General features: G+C 68.4%; 15 protein-coding genes and 4 pseudogenes. 5 read left to right on the forward strand and 14 right to left on the reverse strand.

The genetic code is table 11. From position 1 onward, the window contains the following. Window positions 1-105: 105 nt before the first annotated feature. Both K9S39_RS09330 and K9S39_RS09335 read right to left on the reverse strand, forming a co-directional pair. Window positions 106-384 (reverse strand): annotated as a pseudogene (locus K9S39_RS09330) (transposase); the annotation flags it as partial. A 160-nt stretch (window positions 385-544) separates the two neighbouring features. After that, window positions 545-1,132 carry a methyltransferase family protein gene (locus K9S39_RS09335; protein WP_248862854.1) on the reverse strand — a complete coding sequence of 196 codons (588 nt, stop codon included), beginning with the start codon at window positions 1,130-1,132 and terminating at the stop codon, window positions 545-547. 42 nt (window positions 1,133-1,174) lie between these two features. Here K9S39_RS09335 and K9S39_RS09340 point away from each other — a divergent pair, with 42 nt between their 5' ends. Further along, the gene (locus K9S39_RS09340; protein ID WP_248862855.1) at window positions 1,175-1,711 is read left to right on the forward strand and encodes a GNAT family N-acetyltransferase; all 537 of its coding nucleotides are present in this window, start codon (window positions 1,175-1,177) and stop codon (window positions 1,709-1,711) included. A gap of 70 nt (window positions 1,712-1,781) precedes the next feature. Here the strand turns inward: K9S39_RS09340 and K9S39_RS09345 are convergent, their stop codons facing one another. The 3 genes from K9S39_RS09345 to K9S39_RS09355 form a co-directional block, all read right to left on the reverse strand. Continuing rightward, on the reverse strand, window positions 1,782-2,570 hold the full coding sequence (locus tag K9S39_RS09345; RefSeq protein ID WP_248862856.1) for an SAM-dependent methyltransferase: 789 nt from the start codon (window positions 2,568-2,570) through the stop codon (window positions 1,782-1,784). 44 nt (window positions 2,571-2,614) lie between these two features. Next, window positions 2,615-2,854 (reverse strand): hypothetical protein, encoded by a 240-nt coding sequence (locus tag K9S39_RS09350; protein ID WP_248862858.1) that lies wholly within the window; start codon window positions 2,852-2,854, stop codon window positions 2,615-2,617. A gap of 510 nt (window positions 2,855-3,364) precedes the next feature. Beyond that, on the reverse strand, window positions 3,365-3,982 hold the full coding sequence (locus K9S39_RS09355) for a TetR/AcrR family transcriptional regulator (RefSeq protein ID WP_248862859.1): 618 nt from the start codon (window positions 3,980-3,982) through the stop codon (window positions 3,365-3,367). 148 nt (window positions 3,983-4,130) lie between these two features. Here K9S39_RS09355 and K9S39_RS09360 point away from each other — a divergent pair, with 148 nt between their 5' ends. Continuing rightward, window positions 4,131-5,900 (forward strand): phytoene desaturase family protein, encoded by a 1,770-nt coding sequence (locus K9S39_RS09360; RefSeq protein ID WP_248862861.1) that lies wholly within the window; start codon window positions 4,131-4,133, stop codon window positions 5,898-5,900. A gap of 325 nt (window positions 5,901-6,225) precedes the next feature. Further along, window positions 6,226-6,510, forward strand: a pseudogene (locus K9S39_RS42930) (IS5/IS1182 family transposase); the annotation flags it as partial. Between the two features lie 390 nt (window positions 6,511-6,900). Here the strand turns inward: K9S39_RS42930 and K9S39_RS09370 are convergent. Beyond that, a complete protein-coding gene (locus K9S39_RS09370; RefSeq protein ID WP_248862864.1) occupies window positions 6,901-8,028 on the reverse strand; it encodes an AbrB family transcriptional regulator in 1,128 nt (375 codons plus the stop codon). 341 nt (window positions 8,029-8,369) lie between these two features. Here K9S39_RS09370 and K9S39_RS42040 point away from each other — a divergent pair, with 341 nt between their 5' ends. Next, window positions 8,370-8,492 carry a hypothetical protein gene (locus tag K9S39_RS42040; protein ID WP_283112297.1) on the forward strand — a complete coding sequence of 41 codons (123 nt, stop codon included), beginning with the start codon at window positions 8,370-8,372 and terminating at the stop codon, window positions 8,490-8,492. 11 nt (window positions 8,493-8,503) lie between these two features. On the opposite strand, the gene K9S39_RS09375 is transcribed toward K9S39_RS42040, so the two are convergent. Then, window positions 8,504-9,520: a hypothetical protein gene (locus K9S39_RS09375; RefSeq protein WP_248862865.1), complete on the reverse strand. Its 1,017-nt coding sequence runs from the start codon at window positions 9,518-9,520 to the stop codon at window positions 8,504-8,506. 293 nt (window positions 9,521-9,813) lie between these two features. Here K9S39_RS09375 and K9S39_RS09380 point away from each other — a divergent pair, with 293 nt between their 5' ends. Next, entirely contained in the window at window positions 9,814-10,242 is a 429-nt protein-coding gene (locus K9S39_RS09380) for a VOC family protein (protein ID WP_248862866.1), read from the forward strand. Window positions 10,243-10,311: 69 nt separating this feature from the next. On the opposite strand, the pseudogene K9S39_RS09385 reads toward K9S39_RS09380, so the two are convergent. The 7 genes and pseudogenes from K9S39_RS09385 to K9S39_RS09410 all read right to left on the reverse strand — a co-directional run. Next, a pseudogene (locus tag K9S39_RS09385) lies at window positions 10,312-10,781 on the reverse strand (transposase); the annotation flags it as partial. Continuing rightward, the gene (locus K9S39_RS09390; RefSeq protein ID WP_248869231.1) at window positions 10,780-11,112 is read right to left on the reverse strand and encodes a hypothetical protein; all 333 of its coding nucleotides are present in this window, start codon (window positions 11,110-11,112) and stop codon (window positions 10,780-10,782) included. The pseudogene K9S39_RS09385 and the gene K9S39_RS09390, both read right to left, overlap by 2 nt. Before the next feature lie 497 nt (window positions 11,113-11,609). Beyond that, a complete protein-coding gene (locus K9S39_RS09395) occupies window positions 11,610-12,572 on the reverse strand; it encodes a hypothetical protein (RefSeq protein ID WP_248862867.1) in 963 nt (320 codons plus the stop codon). A 330-nt stretch (window positions 12,573-12,902) separates the two neighbouring features. After that, window positions 12,903-13,082, reverse strand: coding sequence for a hypothetical protein (locus tag K9S39_RS09400; protein WP_248862869.1), 180 nt, complete (start codon window positions 13,080-13,082; stop codon window positions 12,903-12,905). A gap of 381 nt (window positions 13,083-13,463) precedes the next feature. Beyond that, window positions 13,464-13,760 (reverse strand): annotated as a pseudogene (locus tag K9S39_RS42935) (hypothetical protein); the annotation flags it as partial. 26 nt (window positions 13,761-13,786) lie between these two features. After that, on the reverse strand, window positions 13,787-14,257 hold the full coding sequence (gene cynS, locus K9S39_RS09405; protein ID WP_248862870.1) for a cyanase: 471 nt from the start codon (window positions 14,255-14,257) through the stop codon (window positions 13,787-13,789). 105 nt (window positions 14,258-14,362) lie between these two features. Beyond that, a complete protein-coding gene (locus tag K9S39_RS09410; protein ID WP_248862871.1) occupies window positions 14,363-14,962 on the reverse strand; it encodes a carbonic anhydrase in 600 nt (199 codons plus the stop codon). Window positions 14,963-15,062 lie beyond the last annotated feature (100 nt).

Raw genomic sequence — 15,062 nt, forward strand, 5'->3', positions numbered from 1 at the left:
ACGCGCGCCGCTGATCCACTTCGTGGGTGCGGCGTCGTTGCCCAGGGCCGGGGAGAAGGTTTGGCGAACTGGCGGACCAGTTGGGCGAGGGCGGTCATTTCGGGGCAGGCGGGGCCACACGCCAGCCTCGGTCCAGTCCCGCAGACGGCGCCAGCAGGTCACCCCGCTGCAGCCGATCCGCTCGGTCGGGACATCCCGCCAGCTCACCTGCTTGCACAGCACGTAGACGATGCCGGCCAAGGCAACGCGGTCGTCCACCGGCAGCCTGCCGGGGAAGCGGCGCCGCCGCGGCGGACGAGCCGGGAACAGCGGGGCGATCCGCTCCCGCAGATCATCAGGAACAAGAGCGTGACACCCCGCAGCCCTGTCTGACGTCGCCCTCAACTACCAACCGCCACACCGAACTCATTCTGAAACGATCAGTAAGAGCGACGGGCCGGTACCGCCCCAAGACGCACGGTACCGAGCCCGCCATCATCGCCCCACCGCGGACGTACGGAGCCGGCACTCTGCCGCAGGCCGGAAGAGCCGCCGCGGACCGCGGCTACCACACTTTGGGAATGAGGCGGGGGGTGGTGGCGGCGTAGTCGGTGTAATCGGGGCCGAGGTGGTGGATGAGGATGGCGTCTTCGGTATGGATGCGGTACAGCAGTGCGGCCACGGTGCTACCGGTAAGGACCAGCCAGGCAGGGGCATCGTTGAGCACGGCGGCGGCGCCGGCCACGGCGAGCAGGCCGCCGGTGTAGGAGGGATGGCGGACATGCCGGTACGGGCCGGTGCGGACGACGGGCTGGTCTTCGCGGATGTCGATGGTGGCGCGGAAGTGGGTGCCGAGGGTGCGCACGGCCCACCAGCGCAGGGCGAGGCCGGCCCACACGGCGGGCAGGGCGGCGGCCGCCGCCCTGGTGCGGTCGGCGGCCAGGGGCACGGTCGGTGCGCGCCAGGCGAGCGCCACCGCGCCGACTTCGCCGAGCACACCCGCGCCGACCATGATGAGGGTGCTGCGCCGTTCGGACACCAGCGGCTTGCCACCGCTCCCCCGCCGCCTGGCCATCCAAGTGGCTTCCGCCGCGGACCAGGTCGCGTAGGTCAACCCGACGGCGGTCCAAACACCGACTCGCCAGTCCATCATCGCTCGTGCCCTTATCTCTATGAATGTCGCTAATGTCTGGGTATGCACGAGGATCTGATCTGTCGCCCGCTCCGTGAGGAGGACCTGCACCTGCTCGACCGCTTCGCCCAGGACCCCGCGATGCTCGGCCCGTACGCGTGGACGGGCTTCAGCAGCGGACTGCGCCGCCGCTGGGCGGAAACAGACCTGTTGGGCGACGACGGCGGAGTGCTGGCCGTGGTGGACCAGGACAAGCCGATCGGACTGGCCTCCTGGCGGAGGATGGCCTACAACACCACCTCCCACGCCTGGAACCTCGGGCTGTGCATGCTCCCGCAGGAGCGCCGCAAGGGAAGCGGTGAGCAGGCGTTCCGGTGGCTGATCGACTACCTGTTCGCGCACACCCAGGCCAACCGGCTGGAGGCGCACGTCGACGCCGAGAACGTCCCGGCGCGCACGGGGATGGAGAAGGTCGGCTTCGTCTGCGAAGGCATGGCGCGCGGCGCCGCGTTCCGCAACGGGGCCTGGCGGGACGTGTGCCTGTACGGCCTGCTGCGCGAGGATCTCCACCCGGCGCCACCCACGCCCGCGCGGGTGTGAAGCACACCTACCGCCCGCCTGCACGCCGCGCCCGGCGGCACCGCTGCCGGCCCGATCCCGCCGGTGCCGGTCAGACGGCCGTGCGCATGCGGGCCAGCACCTCGCGGTCGAAGGGGCGGGCGGGCAGCGGCGGCACCACGAGCGTGGAGATGGCCGTCAGCTGCGTATCGGCCAGCTTGGCCAGCGGCACCGGGCTGATCCGCGGCGGTGTCACCGGATACGGGGACGCCTCGTACACCGTCACCTCGTGATCGCCGCCGTACGCCGCGACCAGCCGCTCAGCCAGCAGCGCCGCACCGTCGCGCGCGTCGAAGTCCAGGTCGCGGTCGGTCATACCGATCACACCGACCTGCCACAGCACCAGCAGGCTGGTCGGATCGAAGATGCGCCGGCGCAGCAGGAAGTCGCTCGCCTCGAAGCTCTGACACCCGGACGTCGCGGGGTCCAGCCCCAGGTCCGCGAACAGCCAGTCCTCGGCCGAGGAGCCCGCGAGCATCCGCGCCGGGATCCCCTCCAACCTGGTCCGGCGCACGGCCTCATGCCCCGGGTAGGCGAACACCCCCGGATGCCCGTACAGCGCGCAGCACACCAACCGGTCCCGGCGGACCTCGGCCAGGATCTCCCGCACCATCTCCTCGTAGGACTCCTGCCGCCGCTTGCCCTTGGCGTAGAAGCCGTCCAGCGTGCGTACCGACGGGTTCAGCCGCGCCAGATAGCCGGTGACCATGGGATCACCGACCAGGCACAGCACCGTGTCCGCCTGCACGATGCTGGCCTTCGCCTCCAGTGTCAGATCGCCGATGGCCCGGTAACCGGTACCGACCACAATGAGTTCTGCCCTACTGCTGGTCACCGTCACCGGGCCACCCACTCCTCAAACTCGAATCCGCAGTCTGCCGCTGCTCAGTCCTCGTCCGGCGCGATCGCGACGACGACGATGATGGCGCCCGGGCGCTCCTTCACCGAGCTGTGCTCGGCCATCATCGACCGCACCTGCTCCGCCTCGCCCGACAGCACCGCCTGCCGCTGCTGCTCCGGCAGTCGCGAGTCGGCGAGGTACTGCTCCGGTGCCTCACGGAAAGCGCGCTGCTTGGCGACGTCCGTCGCGAGGTCCTCCATGAACTCCACAACCGCGGGTGACATAGCTCCTCCTCAAGCCAGGAAAAGAACTTATCGGGCATAGTCATTGCACCCCACCCTCACCCACCTCGCCACCGCAGACCCGCGCCTGACAACGCCGTCACCCGAACAGCGCACACTGCCCTGCCAGCACGTTCTGACCGCGATGGTCTGCAACCTCATCCGCGTCGCCGACCGGATCAGTGAACCCCGGACGACCCACCGCTGATCAACCCACTTCCACGCACTCTGCGCCGCCGCGGCATGAACCCGAGAAGGTGCGGGGCGGGGGAACTGGAGGGTGGCGAAGCGCCGCGCCGTCGCTGCCGGCCTCACCACCCCGCACCACAACGGCCGCCGAAGGAGATGCACGGCCGAGCCGGATTCACCCTCATCCGCCGCCGCATCCTCCTCCGGTGATCGCTGCGGGCTGCAACCACCGATTACGCGACAGAGCCGATTACGTGACAGAGCCCGATTGCGTGGCAGAGCCGTTCTCTGTACAGGCCCGCACATCGCAGCCGGGCTCTCGGCTCACGGCCGCGGGGCATACGCGGTCTTCGCGTCTGTGGTCGATGGTGCGGTGTTGGGAAGGTGGTGCTCGACGAGTTCGGTGAGGTGTCGGTGGACGCGGTCCAGGGGTTGGAGCGAGCGTGAGCAGATGGCCAGGACGACGGCGCCTTCGACCGAACTGATCGCCATGGTGGCCAGCGATCGGGCGGCCTCGGGTTCGATCCCGGCGGTGGCCAATTGCGCGGATATCAGGTCGTTCCATTCGGCGAAGGCGGCGGCGGCGACCGCGGGCACCCCTGGGGCATCGGTACCGGCCAGGGCGGCGGCCACGATCGGGCACCCGGCGGTGAAGTCACTGGCAGTGAGGGTGTCCTTCCATCCCCGTACGAACGACGCCAGGCCGTCGAGCGGGTCGTCGGTGGTGGCTGCGGTGGCGATCGCGGCACTGATGGCCTTCCCGGCAACGCGGGTGGATTCCGCGATGAGTTCATGCTTGCCGCCGGGGAAGTGCTGATACACCGACCTGCGTGCGGCGTTGCTGGCCGCGAGCAACTCGGTGATTCCGGTGCCGGCCACGCCGTGGCGGCGGACGAGGCCGATCGCGCTGCTGATGAGTCGCTCACGCGGCCCGGGGGCCATATCGAAGCCTTCCCTTCGTCACGATGTCTTGTGGTAGACCGTTCATTCTATTACTCTGCGGTAGGTGTTACTAGCAGTAACACCTAGGTGGGCCTGCGTATGACATCGGAGGCCGACGCCACAGCAGCCCCGGAGAGAGGAAACCACGATGGAGCCGTCCGAGACGCGTTCGGGACCCGATACCCACCGCTTCGACGCCATCGTGGTCGGTTCGGGAGTGGGTGGAATGGTCAGCGCCGCCTATCTCGCGGCGGCTGGCAAGCGCACCCTGGTCCTGGAGTCCTACGACGTGATCGGCGGGTGCACCCACGTGTTCCGGCGTGCCGGGAAGTGGGAGTTCGACGTCGGCGTGCACTACTTGGGCGACTGCGGGCCGGACGGCCAGATCCCGACGATTCTGCGAGGTGTCGGTCTGGACAAGAAGGTCGAGTTCCTGCCGCTGGATTCTTCGGGATTCGACACCATCGTCTTTCCCGATTTGACGTTGAAGATCCCGGTCGGCTGGGACAATTACGTGCGTAACCTGTGCGCTGCCTTTCCCGCCGAACAGCGGCAGATCCGTAAGGTCGTCGGCATACTGCGGCGCATCGGTGGCAGCATCGACCACAGCAGCACCCCGGCCTCGCTGCGCGGCTACGCCATGTTCGCGCAACGGGCCGGGTTGGCGGCGCGATGGGCGATGCTCCCGCTGACGCTGCTGCTCAATGCGTACCGGCTCAGCCCGCGGCTCAAGGCCGCCATGGCGGTGCAGTACGGCACCTACGCCAGCCCGCCGCATCGCACACCCGTGGCCGTGCACGCGTTCATGCTGCAGAACTTCCTCAGCAGCGGGGCCTGGTTCCCCCAAGGCGGCGGACAGGTGCTCTCGGCGCGCCTCGGCGAGGTTGTCGTGGCCCACGGTGGCCAGATCCGTACCCGCTGCCCGGTCAAGCGGATCCTCGTCGAGGACAAGACCGTGACCGGCGTCGAACTCGAGAACGGCACCCGGTTCACCGCGCCGATCGTGGTCTCCAACGCCGACATCAAGAAGACCTATCTCGACCTCGTCGGTAGCAGGCATCTGCGCCGCTCTACCGTCCGGCGGGTGGAGCGTTTCCGGATGTCGCAGTCGTTCTTCAACTGCTACCTCGGCGTGGACATCGACCTGAGCGAGCGGATCCCGAACACCAACTTCTACTCGGTCCCCACCTCCGAAGACGTCACCTCGCTGTTCAAGGACCTGGCTGAGAACAGGGGAGGGTACACCCTCGACGAGCGCATCGAGCAAGCACGCAAGCGGCTGCCCGCCTATATCAGCGTGACCACCATCAAGGACCCGGACAACCCGACGGCTGCCCCGGCGGGCTCATCGGTGCTAGAGGTGATGACCCTGGTGCCGGACGAACCTCAAGCCTGGGGGCTCGGCGGCTGGCCCGAGGTCGGTGACGACAGCTACCGAGCCGACGTCGACTACCTCCGCATCAAGGAGGCCTTCACGGAGATCATGATCCAGCGGGTCAGCGAGGTCATCCCCGGCATCGAGGACCACATTCTCTGGCGCGAGGCCGCCACGCCGGTGACCCAGCATCGCTACACCCGATCCAGTGCAGGCACCCCCTACGGGCTGGAGATGTCCATCACCCAGTTCGGCCCCTTCCGCCCCGGCGTGCGCACCGAGATCAACGGCCTGTACCTGTGCGGCGCCTCCACTGCGTGGGGTCCCGCCGTGGAAGGAGCCATGCTCTCCGGACTGCACGCCGCCGGCGCCGCGCTCAACCGCGACCTGGGCGCGGAGATCCACGCCGGCACGGTCCTGGGCAACGGCCACCCCCACCACGACCCCCACAACTGGGATCCGCTGGCGGCCGCCAAGAAACTGGCGACCCGCACCCCCCGAACGCCCCCGACAACAATCGGGGTCGGACGACAGCGGCGATGACCAGCACCGTGACCCTGTCGAACCCGCTGACGTTGCCCGTGCAGCCCCAGCGTTGCGAACTACTCGGCCGCTCGGATGCCGTCCCGCGTCATACAGCCCGGTTTCCTGGCCGGGCACCGCGAGGCGCTGTTCCCGGCGGTGATGTTCGCGGGACATGTACGTGTCGGCGAACGGCCGTCCGGGCACGCCCCCGTAGACCCTGGCCGGGACGATCATCCAGCAGGCTCTGCACGGGCTCTCGGACTTCGAGACAGTCCAGGAACTGCGCTGCGACCTGCGGCGGAAGGCCGCTTGCAGGCCGACTACGCTGACCCGGGCAACTCGCATCGCCCGGAACGACGAACAGGCCCGCGCCGCGCTGGTCGATGCCCTGGTGGGTGACGCGCTGCGGCTGCTGGGTCACCTGCCCGAGCAGCAGCTCGGTGACAGGGCCACGAACGCGGTCGGCATCCTGACCCTGGCATCGGGCCAGGACGTCGAACCGGCTTCAGACTCCGATGGCCGCGACGGGTGCTGGCGCATCACCGGGGGCACCGCCCCCGACGGGATGGTCTCCACCGTCGCGCCCGAAGGCCGGCACGTGCACAAGACCGCAGCCACTAGCAGGGACCGAGCGATCACCGCCCGCCTGGTACGCGACGGCAGAGCCTCCCACCAGGCTCATCCGCTGCCGGAGACCCGCAACTGCGCCGCCGTCAGCGGCACTCAGAACCTCATCCTGCAGGCGAGTCTGCACTCGGTCGCCGATGCCCTCCGCTTCGAGACCCACCTTGCCACCACCCACCCCAGCCTCGACATCGCCGAGCGGGTCAACACTCCGCGGCACGAGAAAACGAAGCCACCTCCATCATTCCCGGCTGCGCCGGCCCCCCGCCTGCCCTTCACGGGCTGTCGATGAGAACCGTCGGTACCGCGGTGTGTGAGGGACGTCGTCCCCCGGCACCGGCTGGCCGGTGGGCTGCGGGGCGTACTTGTCCGTTGCGGTGGGCGCTGATCGTGGTCACTGGCTGGTGTGCTGAGCGGTTTTTCGGGAGAGCCAGGACTGGACCGCCGGCAGGAGGAGCACCATGAGGAACAGCCGCAGGGTCTGCACACTGGAGACCAGTCCCAGATGTGCATGGGTGGCCGAGGCGCTGGCGAGGACCGCGTTGATCCCGCCGGGAGTCGTCGCAAGGTAGGCATCGGTCCGACTCACCCCGAGTGTCGAGGCCAGGCCGATGGCGATCAGCCCGATGACACCGCTGAGCAGCAGGATGGCTCCCAATATCAGCGGGATCATCCGTGAGAGCGCCTTGATGGTCCCGCGGTCGAAGCGCAGGCCCACTTCGAGTCCGACGAGAACCATCAGCATGTGCTTGAACGGCCCTGTCGGCGAGTAGCCGTGTGTCAGTCCGAGAGCTGTGACGAGCCCCGAGAGCAGCATGCCCCCCAGGAGCGCCGGGCTGGGCAGTCCGATACGTCGGGCCAGGCGCGTACCTGCGGTGGCCAGGACGAGGGCGACGCACACTCCGGCGAGCTGGTCGCCTCGCGGCACCACGCTCCATGTCCACCCACCCGCCGCGCTCGCACCGTCCGCTCCGGAAGCAGCGGCCTGCGGCTCGGCGATGATCACGGACACCAGCGGCGCTGTGGCTGATATCAAGGCAACCCTTGTGAACTGCATAAACGCTACGACCCGGGAATCCGCCCCCAGGTCCTTCGCAGAGGACGTCACGGCTGCTGACCCGCCGGCGATCATGCCGAGCGTCGCGGTGATCCGGTCCATTGTGCCTGTACGGGCCACCATGAGAGCGATCCCCAGGCTGAGCACGGTCGTCACCAGGGTGAGCAGCGTCAGCGGAAGCATGGCACCGATCGCTTCGCGCAGCACCGAGACCTGGAGGTAGGCGCCGATCATGACGCCGATCAGCCCCTGCACCCCCTGGTCGAGGTTGTTCGACAGCCGGCGAGGCGCTCTGCCGCGCAACGCGATGACGGCCCCCGCAAGCATACCGAGGAGAAACTGAGGTGCTGGAACACTCAGGCGTTCCAGCACCTCCGAGACGACAAGAATCCCCATCGAAACGAACACGATTTCCAATGGGCTGCCGAGAGAAATCCGGGCCCATATCGGGAGCCGCTCAGCCAAGCGCATGGCATAATCTCCGAGGTTTTTCGTAAGCTAGCGGCCAGGCTAGGCAGCCCAATGTTTCTACTCCGCGAATTCGAGCTTTAATTCGGGTTAGCTGTAGCGACACCCGTAAGTTCCCCTGAGCCCTGCTGAGCCCCTGGCAGCCCCGAACAGGACACTGCCGCAGCCCAGGCTGCCCGCGCGCTGATCGCCGACTGTGATGCCAAGCGCCACTCACCGCGCCGCATGAAGCCGGCGCCGGCCCCGCCCTCGTCACCCAATGGACCGCCGAAACCCAGGCCAGCCGAGCCCGCGCCGAAGCCGAGCTGCGCACTGCCGCCAAAGGCCCCAGCGGCCGCATGTCCCGTGACGAGATCGCCCGCCTCGTCCGGTCCGTCAGCGACCTCGCCGTCGTCGTCCCGCAGGCCGAACCCGAGGACGAAGCCGAGATCCACCAGCAGCTTGGCTCACCTACGACATGACGTTCCCTGCCTCAGCATGGCGATGTACTCGGTGGCCCGTGGCCGTCCGTCCTGTCCATTCGCGGCACGGTGCTGGTGGCGGCCGGGCAGCGCCTCGGTGCCAGGGTCCACGGGTCGCTGAGGATCGCCAGGATCCGGTCCACTGCGTGCAGCGAGCGGGGCGGCACGACGCCGAGGTAGGCGAAGGCCGCGGGCTCCCCGTCGGCGTCCCTGACCTGAAGGGTGCCGGTCGACGGGTCGTGGCTGATGGTGGAGCCCCGTAGATCCCGCGCGGCACGGCCGAGCTCGGCCAGCTCGGGGCCCCAACCGACACGAGGCAGGCCGCGCACGGCGGGGCGCTGGAATTCGATCCAGTCCGCGTGGGCCGACATCCGGTAGACGCGGCATCCCGGGTGCAGGTCATGCAGCCAGCCGGTGACGGCCTCGTCGACCCGCTCGTGCAGCGCGGGGATGGCCGCCCACCGTGCGACCACCCCGCTGAAGCCGCTGTACACGCGGTTCACGACGAGCAGAGGGCGGGCGTTCGGCGGTTCTCCGGTGCGGTCGTCCGGAAGAAGACGGTGTGGGCGGCACACGGGCGAGCGTCCGGTGCCCGGCGAGCGCACCCGGGCCGGGGACGGCACCGCTCGCACCGTCCTGGCGCGCGTACCAGAACGGGTCGTCCGGGCCCGTGGTGAGGAACTCGTAGCAGAACCCGAGCAGATCGCGTGTGCCGTCCGCGCCGTGATGCCGTAGAAATGGTTCATTATCCGGTCGTAGAGGGCCGACCGGCGGATCCACGCCTGGATGCCCATACCCGTCTCCCGCAACTGCTCACGGATTTCGGGGCCCAGCGACGGACGCTGTTCCGGGGCGTGGGACACGGCCTCGTGCAGCAGCCCTGTGTCCGGGAGCGCCGACCAAACCCGCTGGGCTCCGGAGACGTCGGTGATCTCGTCCTCACGCGGAAAGACCCCGCCCGCGTGAACGAGGGCTTCGGACTCACCCTCACCCTCGACATGAAAAGAGGGCTGTGACTGTGGAATCACAACCCTCTTCTTTTCATGTGCATAGGGAGAGTGTCCGAGGGGACGAGGGGACACGCACCATATGCACATGCCGGTGATGCGGGGTGAGTTGCGGCAGGGGTTGTCCCGTAACTGATCTTTGGCACGAGGGGGTTGGCCGGGATTGGATTCTGGGTCCCACCCTTTGGAGGCACCGACATCGTTCACCCCTGCGACCGGACGACACAGCAGCGGCTAGCAGGGACCGTCCTCCCGACAACGTGCGGATCCCTACCGGGAGATGAGCAACAGAGTCCCCCTGCTACGGTGCGCCGATGTCATCGATCAAGCAGTTCCAAGTCACCTTCGACTGTGCGGAACCTGAGCGTCTCGCTCGCTTTTGGTGCGAGGTGTTGGGGTACGTCGTACCGCCGCCACCGGCGGGGTTCGCCACTTGGGACGATGTCAACCGCTCCCAGGCTCCCGAGGATCAGGGTTCATGGTTCGCCTGCAGTGATCCCTCAGGTGTGGGCCCGCGACTGTACTTTCAGCGCGTCCCCGAAGGCAAGGTCGCCAAGAATCGGCTGCATCTTGACGTGAGGGTCGGTACCGGACTCGTGGGGGAAGAACGCCTGGCCGCGCTCGAGACCGAATGCGCACGACTGGTCCCGCTCGGCGCGGTACGCGTGCGACTCCTGTATGACGGCAATGATTCGTGCATCGTGATGCAGGACATCGAGGGCAACGAGTTCTGTCTCGACTGAGCATCCTCCGAGCAGGAGAGGTCGGGAGCCGCCTCCCTGGGACCTCTCCGGTCTCCTAGGGGTCGGGAGTTATCCCGTGAGGGCGTGGTTGTGCAGCCGGGCGATGCCAGCATCGCGGTGTGAACGCCGTCGCCCTTCAGACGGCAGTCGCGAAGGACCTTCCAGGTCTTCATCCGCGCGAAAACATGCTCGACGCGGGCCCGGATCTTGCGGTGGGAGGCGTTGTACTCCTCCTTCCATGCGTGCAGTTCGGTCTGTCCGCGTTCGCGGCGGTGCGGGATGACCAGGCCGGTGCCCCGGTAGCCGCCGTCCGCGATGACCGTGGTCCGGCCGACGGCGGCCTTCGCACCGGACAGTTCCCACGCCTTGCAGTCGTTGCGGTTGCCGGTGACCGGCCGGCCGCCGGCGACGACGAGTCGGGTGTCGGCGTCGGTGACGACCTGGTGGTTGATCGAGTACCGGTAGTTCTTCGACTGCTCGGCAACCGTATGATCCCGCGTGGGGACCAGGGTGCCGTCGACGATCAGCACGGCGTCTTTATCGGCCGACGGCGTCCCGGAAGGGGCCGCCCCCCGAAGGGGGCGGACACCAAGGCCAGCCGCCCTCCTGGCCGAGCCCGCCGAGCCCGACCGCGACTTCGACGCCTTCGTCATCGTCATCGGCTCCAGTGAACGCGCCTTCCACGGCACCCAATTCACCGTCATGGCGCCGCTCTTCGCCCACTACATGATCCCCGTGTGGATCCCTGAGCTGGGCGGCGCCGATCCACAGACCGCCGGTCACGAGGAACTCATGGTGCGGCTCGGCATCCTGGCCAAGCGCGAGGTCGCCCGCGCCCGCATGCGCGCCTTCACCTCGATGACCGTCCAAGCGCGCGACCAGGGCCTATCTCGGCGACCGCCCGCCCTACGACCACCGGCTCGCGGACGCCGGCCCCCACCCCAACCGGGGCCTGGCGCCTGGCCCGACGCGGCGTACGCGCTCACCGCCTCGTCCCGGCCCCACCACCGGCCCCGTCGTCACCTGGCTCTTCACCCAACGCCTCGCCGGCCACAGCATGGCCCGCATCGCGCGCCTGGAACGACGCGGACATCCCATGCCCCTCGTTCCCGTCCGCACGACGGCCTGCTGAATCACCCACCAGCCGAACCGTCATGCGAGCACGCCCCGCGATCAATCGCGGCGCAGCCCGTAAGCAGTCTCGGTGAAGTCCGCTACTGATCCTTGGACGCGGGCTCGTTGGCGGATCAGGCCCGCCGCCGGCGAAACGGTGCACCAACTCACGCCCCGTATGCGGATCGCATTCCAACACCCATGAGGGCTGGGGCTGTCAAGGCGCACGACGCACCTCGGTTCTCGGTGGTCCTTCAGGCGGTGCAGTGCTTCTGTGAGTCCAGGCGCACCTTGCGGCCGGTGAACTCTTCCAGGATGGCGATGTTCTGCGGGGCGTAGTTTGCCGCGGTAATCTTGTCGGCATCCTTGCTGCCCAACTTGCCGGTGTAGGGTGCGGACTTCTCCAGCCAGTAGGCCGTCCGCAGGAACTGGGTCAGGACCAGGTCTCTCAGCTTGGGCTCGGCCTTGATCTTGGCCCAGTAATCGGGGTGCTTGTCCTTGGCGACGCGTAGGTAGAGCAACAGGTACCGCAGGTTGGTGGCGGCGATGTCCCGGGCGTTACTGGCACCGATCCCCTTGATGTACTCCTGGAGTACCGTGACCGCCGGCAGTCCGGTCAGCCCTGCGTTCTGCTCCGCCAGCACACCCTGGAGGCGGTACTCCCCCTGCGTCTCGTCCCGCAGATAGATGTCGTCCATCGAGGAGGAGAGGCTGTCCTTGATCAGCGGCAGGATCTCCTTGCGGGGGAAGCCGCCGTGCAGGGGCACCGTCAGCGCCTGCTGATGGCTGTTGATCCACGCCGCGGTGTGGACGTCCCACTCGGTCCGGGACGGGTCGAGGTCCCACATGTGGGTTTCCTCGTGGATCGCCACCATCATCGACTCGGCGAAGCCCTCGAAGCTCCGCTTGTCCACGAACTGGTCCCAGTACTTGTCGTCGGCCTGGGCGATCGCCAGCGCCTCCCCGCTGGGCCAGCGCCGCTTGTACATCGCCTGGAGTATCTGCATCCAGTTCGAGGAGTTGAAGGCCGCCTTGAGGTCGCTCAGGTCGGCATCAGGCTGCGACGGTTCGTCGTAGCAGTAGGGATCGGGGATACGGATCTGGCCGGTGTCCTGGGCGGGGCCGGCCGACGCGGGACCGGAGGCGGCCATGGTGCCCGCTCCCAGGGCCAGGACAAGACATGCGGTCAGCAGACGGGGGGAGATTCTACGGCTCACGAGGACCTCGTCTCGAAGCGATCGTGTGGGGGTAGCGGTAGGGCAGGGCGCTGCACCGCCCATCGCTGACGACGCAACCTATTGCCCCGCACGCCTCGCGTCTACTGTCATTGAATAACATTCAGACATGAGTTCCCGCTCGCGGAATCCCGTACGTGCAGACCGCCACGGCGGCTGGAGAAGAAGGCATCGGCACCGCCGTCGACCGGGAACTGGCCTGACAGGAACCCGCGTCCAAGGATCAGTAGCGGACTTCACCGGAGCCGCTTACGGGCTGCGCCGCGATTGATCGCGGGGCGTGCTCGCATGACGGTTCGGCTGGTGGGTGATTCAGCAGGCCGTCGTGCGGACGGGAACGAGTTCGGTGCTCGGCTTGTGCCGGGTGGCTCGCTTGGTGGCGCGGTCGGAGGCCAGGCCGGCGATGGCGCGATACGTGGTGCCGTAGTCCTCGCGACGGCCGGTGCACCGCTGCAGCGGGCCCCACTGGCGGCGTTCGGCGTTGGCCTTCACGGTGGGATGTCGGCGGAACTGCCCGCGAGCCTTCGGTGCGCACGCAGGTCTGGTCATGTATCCGGCCGGAACGCACCGCAACGGACCACAGGGTGCGGCCCTGGCGGCCGCTGATCGTGGTGGTCTCGATGGTGTTTCTGCCGGCGCTTGCCGGAGACGAAGGCCAGCCTGCCGGGAGAGTGCGCCTTGGGGCGCGGACCTGGGTCTTGGTGCCGTCGAGGCGCAGCGTGATGTTCTCGGCTGCGGCGTAGGCGAACACGTCCTCCAGGGTGCGCAGTCGGATGCCGGGCCGGTCGGGACGGCGAATCCGCGGCCGGCAAGCCGATAGCGGATCCCGCTGATCGCGCGGCCGATGGTGGAAGAGCCGACCTCGTAGATCACGGCCAGGACCTGGTGGGTGAGGCCGGTCCGCAGATGGACCAGGGCGGCCGGCAGCCGGTCGGTGAAGGCCGGTTCGCACTTCGGCCCGGCACCGGCCCGTCGCCGATACGAGCGGCCCGGCGCCGCTGGTGGCGCGCGGACTCGCAGCGCGCTTCCCGGCGTGGCGCGAGTTCTTCGGTCAACTCGCCGAGATGTTGGCGCGTGACGCCGCACAAGGCAGGATGCGACATGGTCGCGCGGGCCTGCTTGATCTTCACACCTCAAGAACCCCCGCGGCCTTCGCCATCTCACGGCCACTCCGCGATCAATCGCGGAGCAGCCCCTTAGAAGGGCTTGGTGGGCAGGTACTTGCCGTCCAGGGTGATGACGGCGCGCTCGCCGCCCTCGGGGTCGGCGACCTTCTTCACATCGAGCTTGAAGTTGATCGCGGAGATGATGCCGTCACCGAACTGCTCGTGGACCAGGGCCTTGAGCGTGGTGCCGTAGACCTGGAGGATCTCGTAGAAGCGGTAGATCGTCGGGTCGGTCGGGATGCCGCCCTCGATGGAGCCGCGGGTCGGGATCGTCTGCAGCAGCATCACCGCGTCCTCGTCCAGGCCGAGCAGCTCGGCGACCGCCTTCGCGGACGCCTCCGGCAGGGCGTGCTGGCCGAGTACGGCGGCGGTGACGAACGCGACGGACAGTCCGGCGACGTCGGCGATCTGCTGCCAGGTGAGGTCCTTGCGGGTCTTGGCCTCGACCGAGGCGATCGCGAGCTGCTGACGGGCGTTGTTGTCGAACTGGGCGTGCACCATGGGAATGCTTCCTTTCGGACGGCCCGTCCCCTTGAGGTTGCAGGGGATCGGGAAGAGTGGCCCCGGAAACCGGCAGGCCGGGCGGGAGAGGGGAAGAAGGACGGGTCAGGCCACGAGGGCGGGGCGCGTGCCGGCGTCGAGTTCTTCGACGGTGCCGGTGGGGATGTCGAAGACCCAGCCGTGCAGCAGCACGCTGCCCTCGGCCAGGGCACAGGCCACCGAGGGGTGGGTGGCCAGGTTCGCCAGCTGGGCGGCGACGTTCTCCCGCACCAGCGCGGCGACCTTCCGCCCGCTCTCGGCGGCTCCGGTGCGGGCCTGGGAGGCATCCGCGTGGCGCAGCCAGTCGGCGACGGCCGGGGCGGCGCTGAGGTCGTGGCCTTCGGCGAGGGCGGTCATGGCGCCGCAGGCGGAGTGCCCACAGACGATGACGTCCTGCACACCCAGGACGGCGACCGCGTACTCGATGCTGGCGGCGACACCGTCGGCGCCGGGGGTGTAGGCGGGGACGAGGTTGCCGGCGGTGCGGATGACGAACAGCTCGCCCGGGTCGGTCTGGGTGATCAGCTCGGGCACGACGCGGGCGTCGGAGCAGCTGATGAACAACGTGCCGGGCTGGTGGGTGGTGGCCAGGTGGGCGAAGAGCCCGGCCTTGGTGGGGAAGACCTCCCGCTGGAAGCGGTCGACTCCCTCGGCGAGATGACGCATGGCCTATCACTTCCTTTGATCGGGATAACTCCCTTTGAACGGCGCCGTCGGTGCGGCCGACGTCATTCACCATGCATGACCAGTGCCTATAGAGTCCAAG

The sequence above is a fragment of the Streptomyces halobius genome (assembly GCF_023277745.1).
Taxonomy (GTDB): Bacteria; Actinomycetota; Actinomycetes; order Streptomycetales; family Streptomycetaceae; genus Streptomyces; species Streptomyces halobius.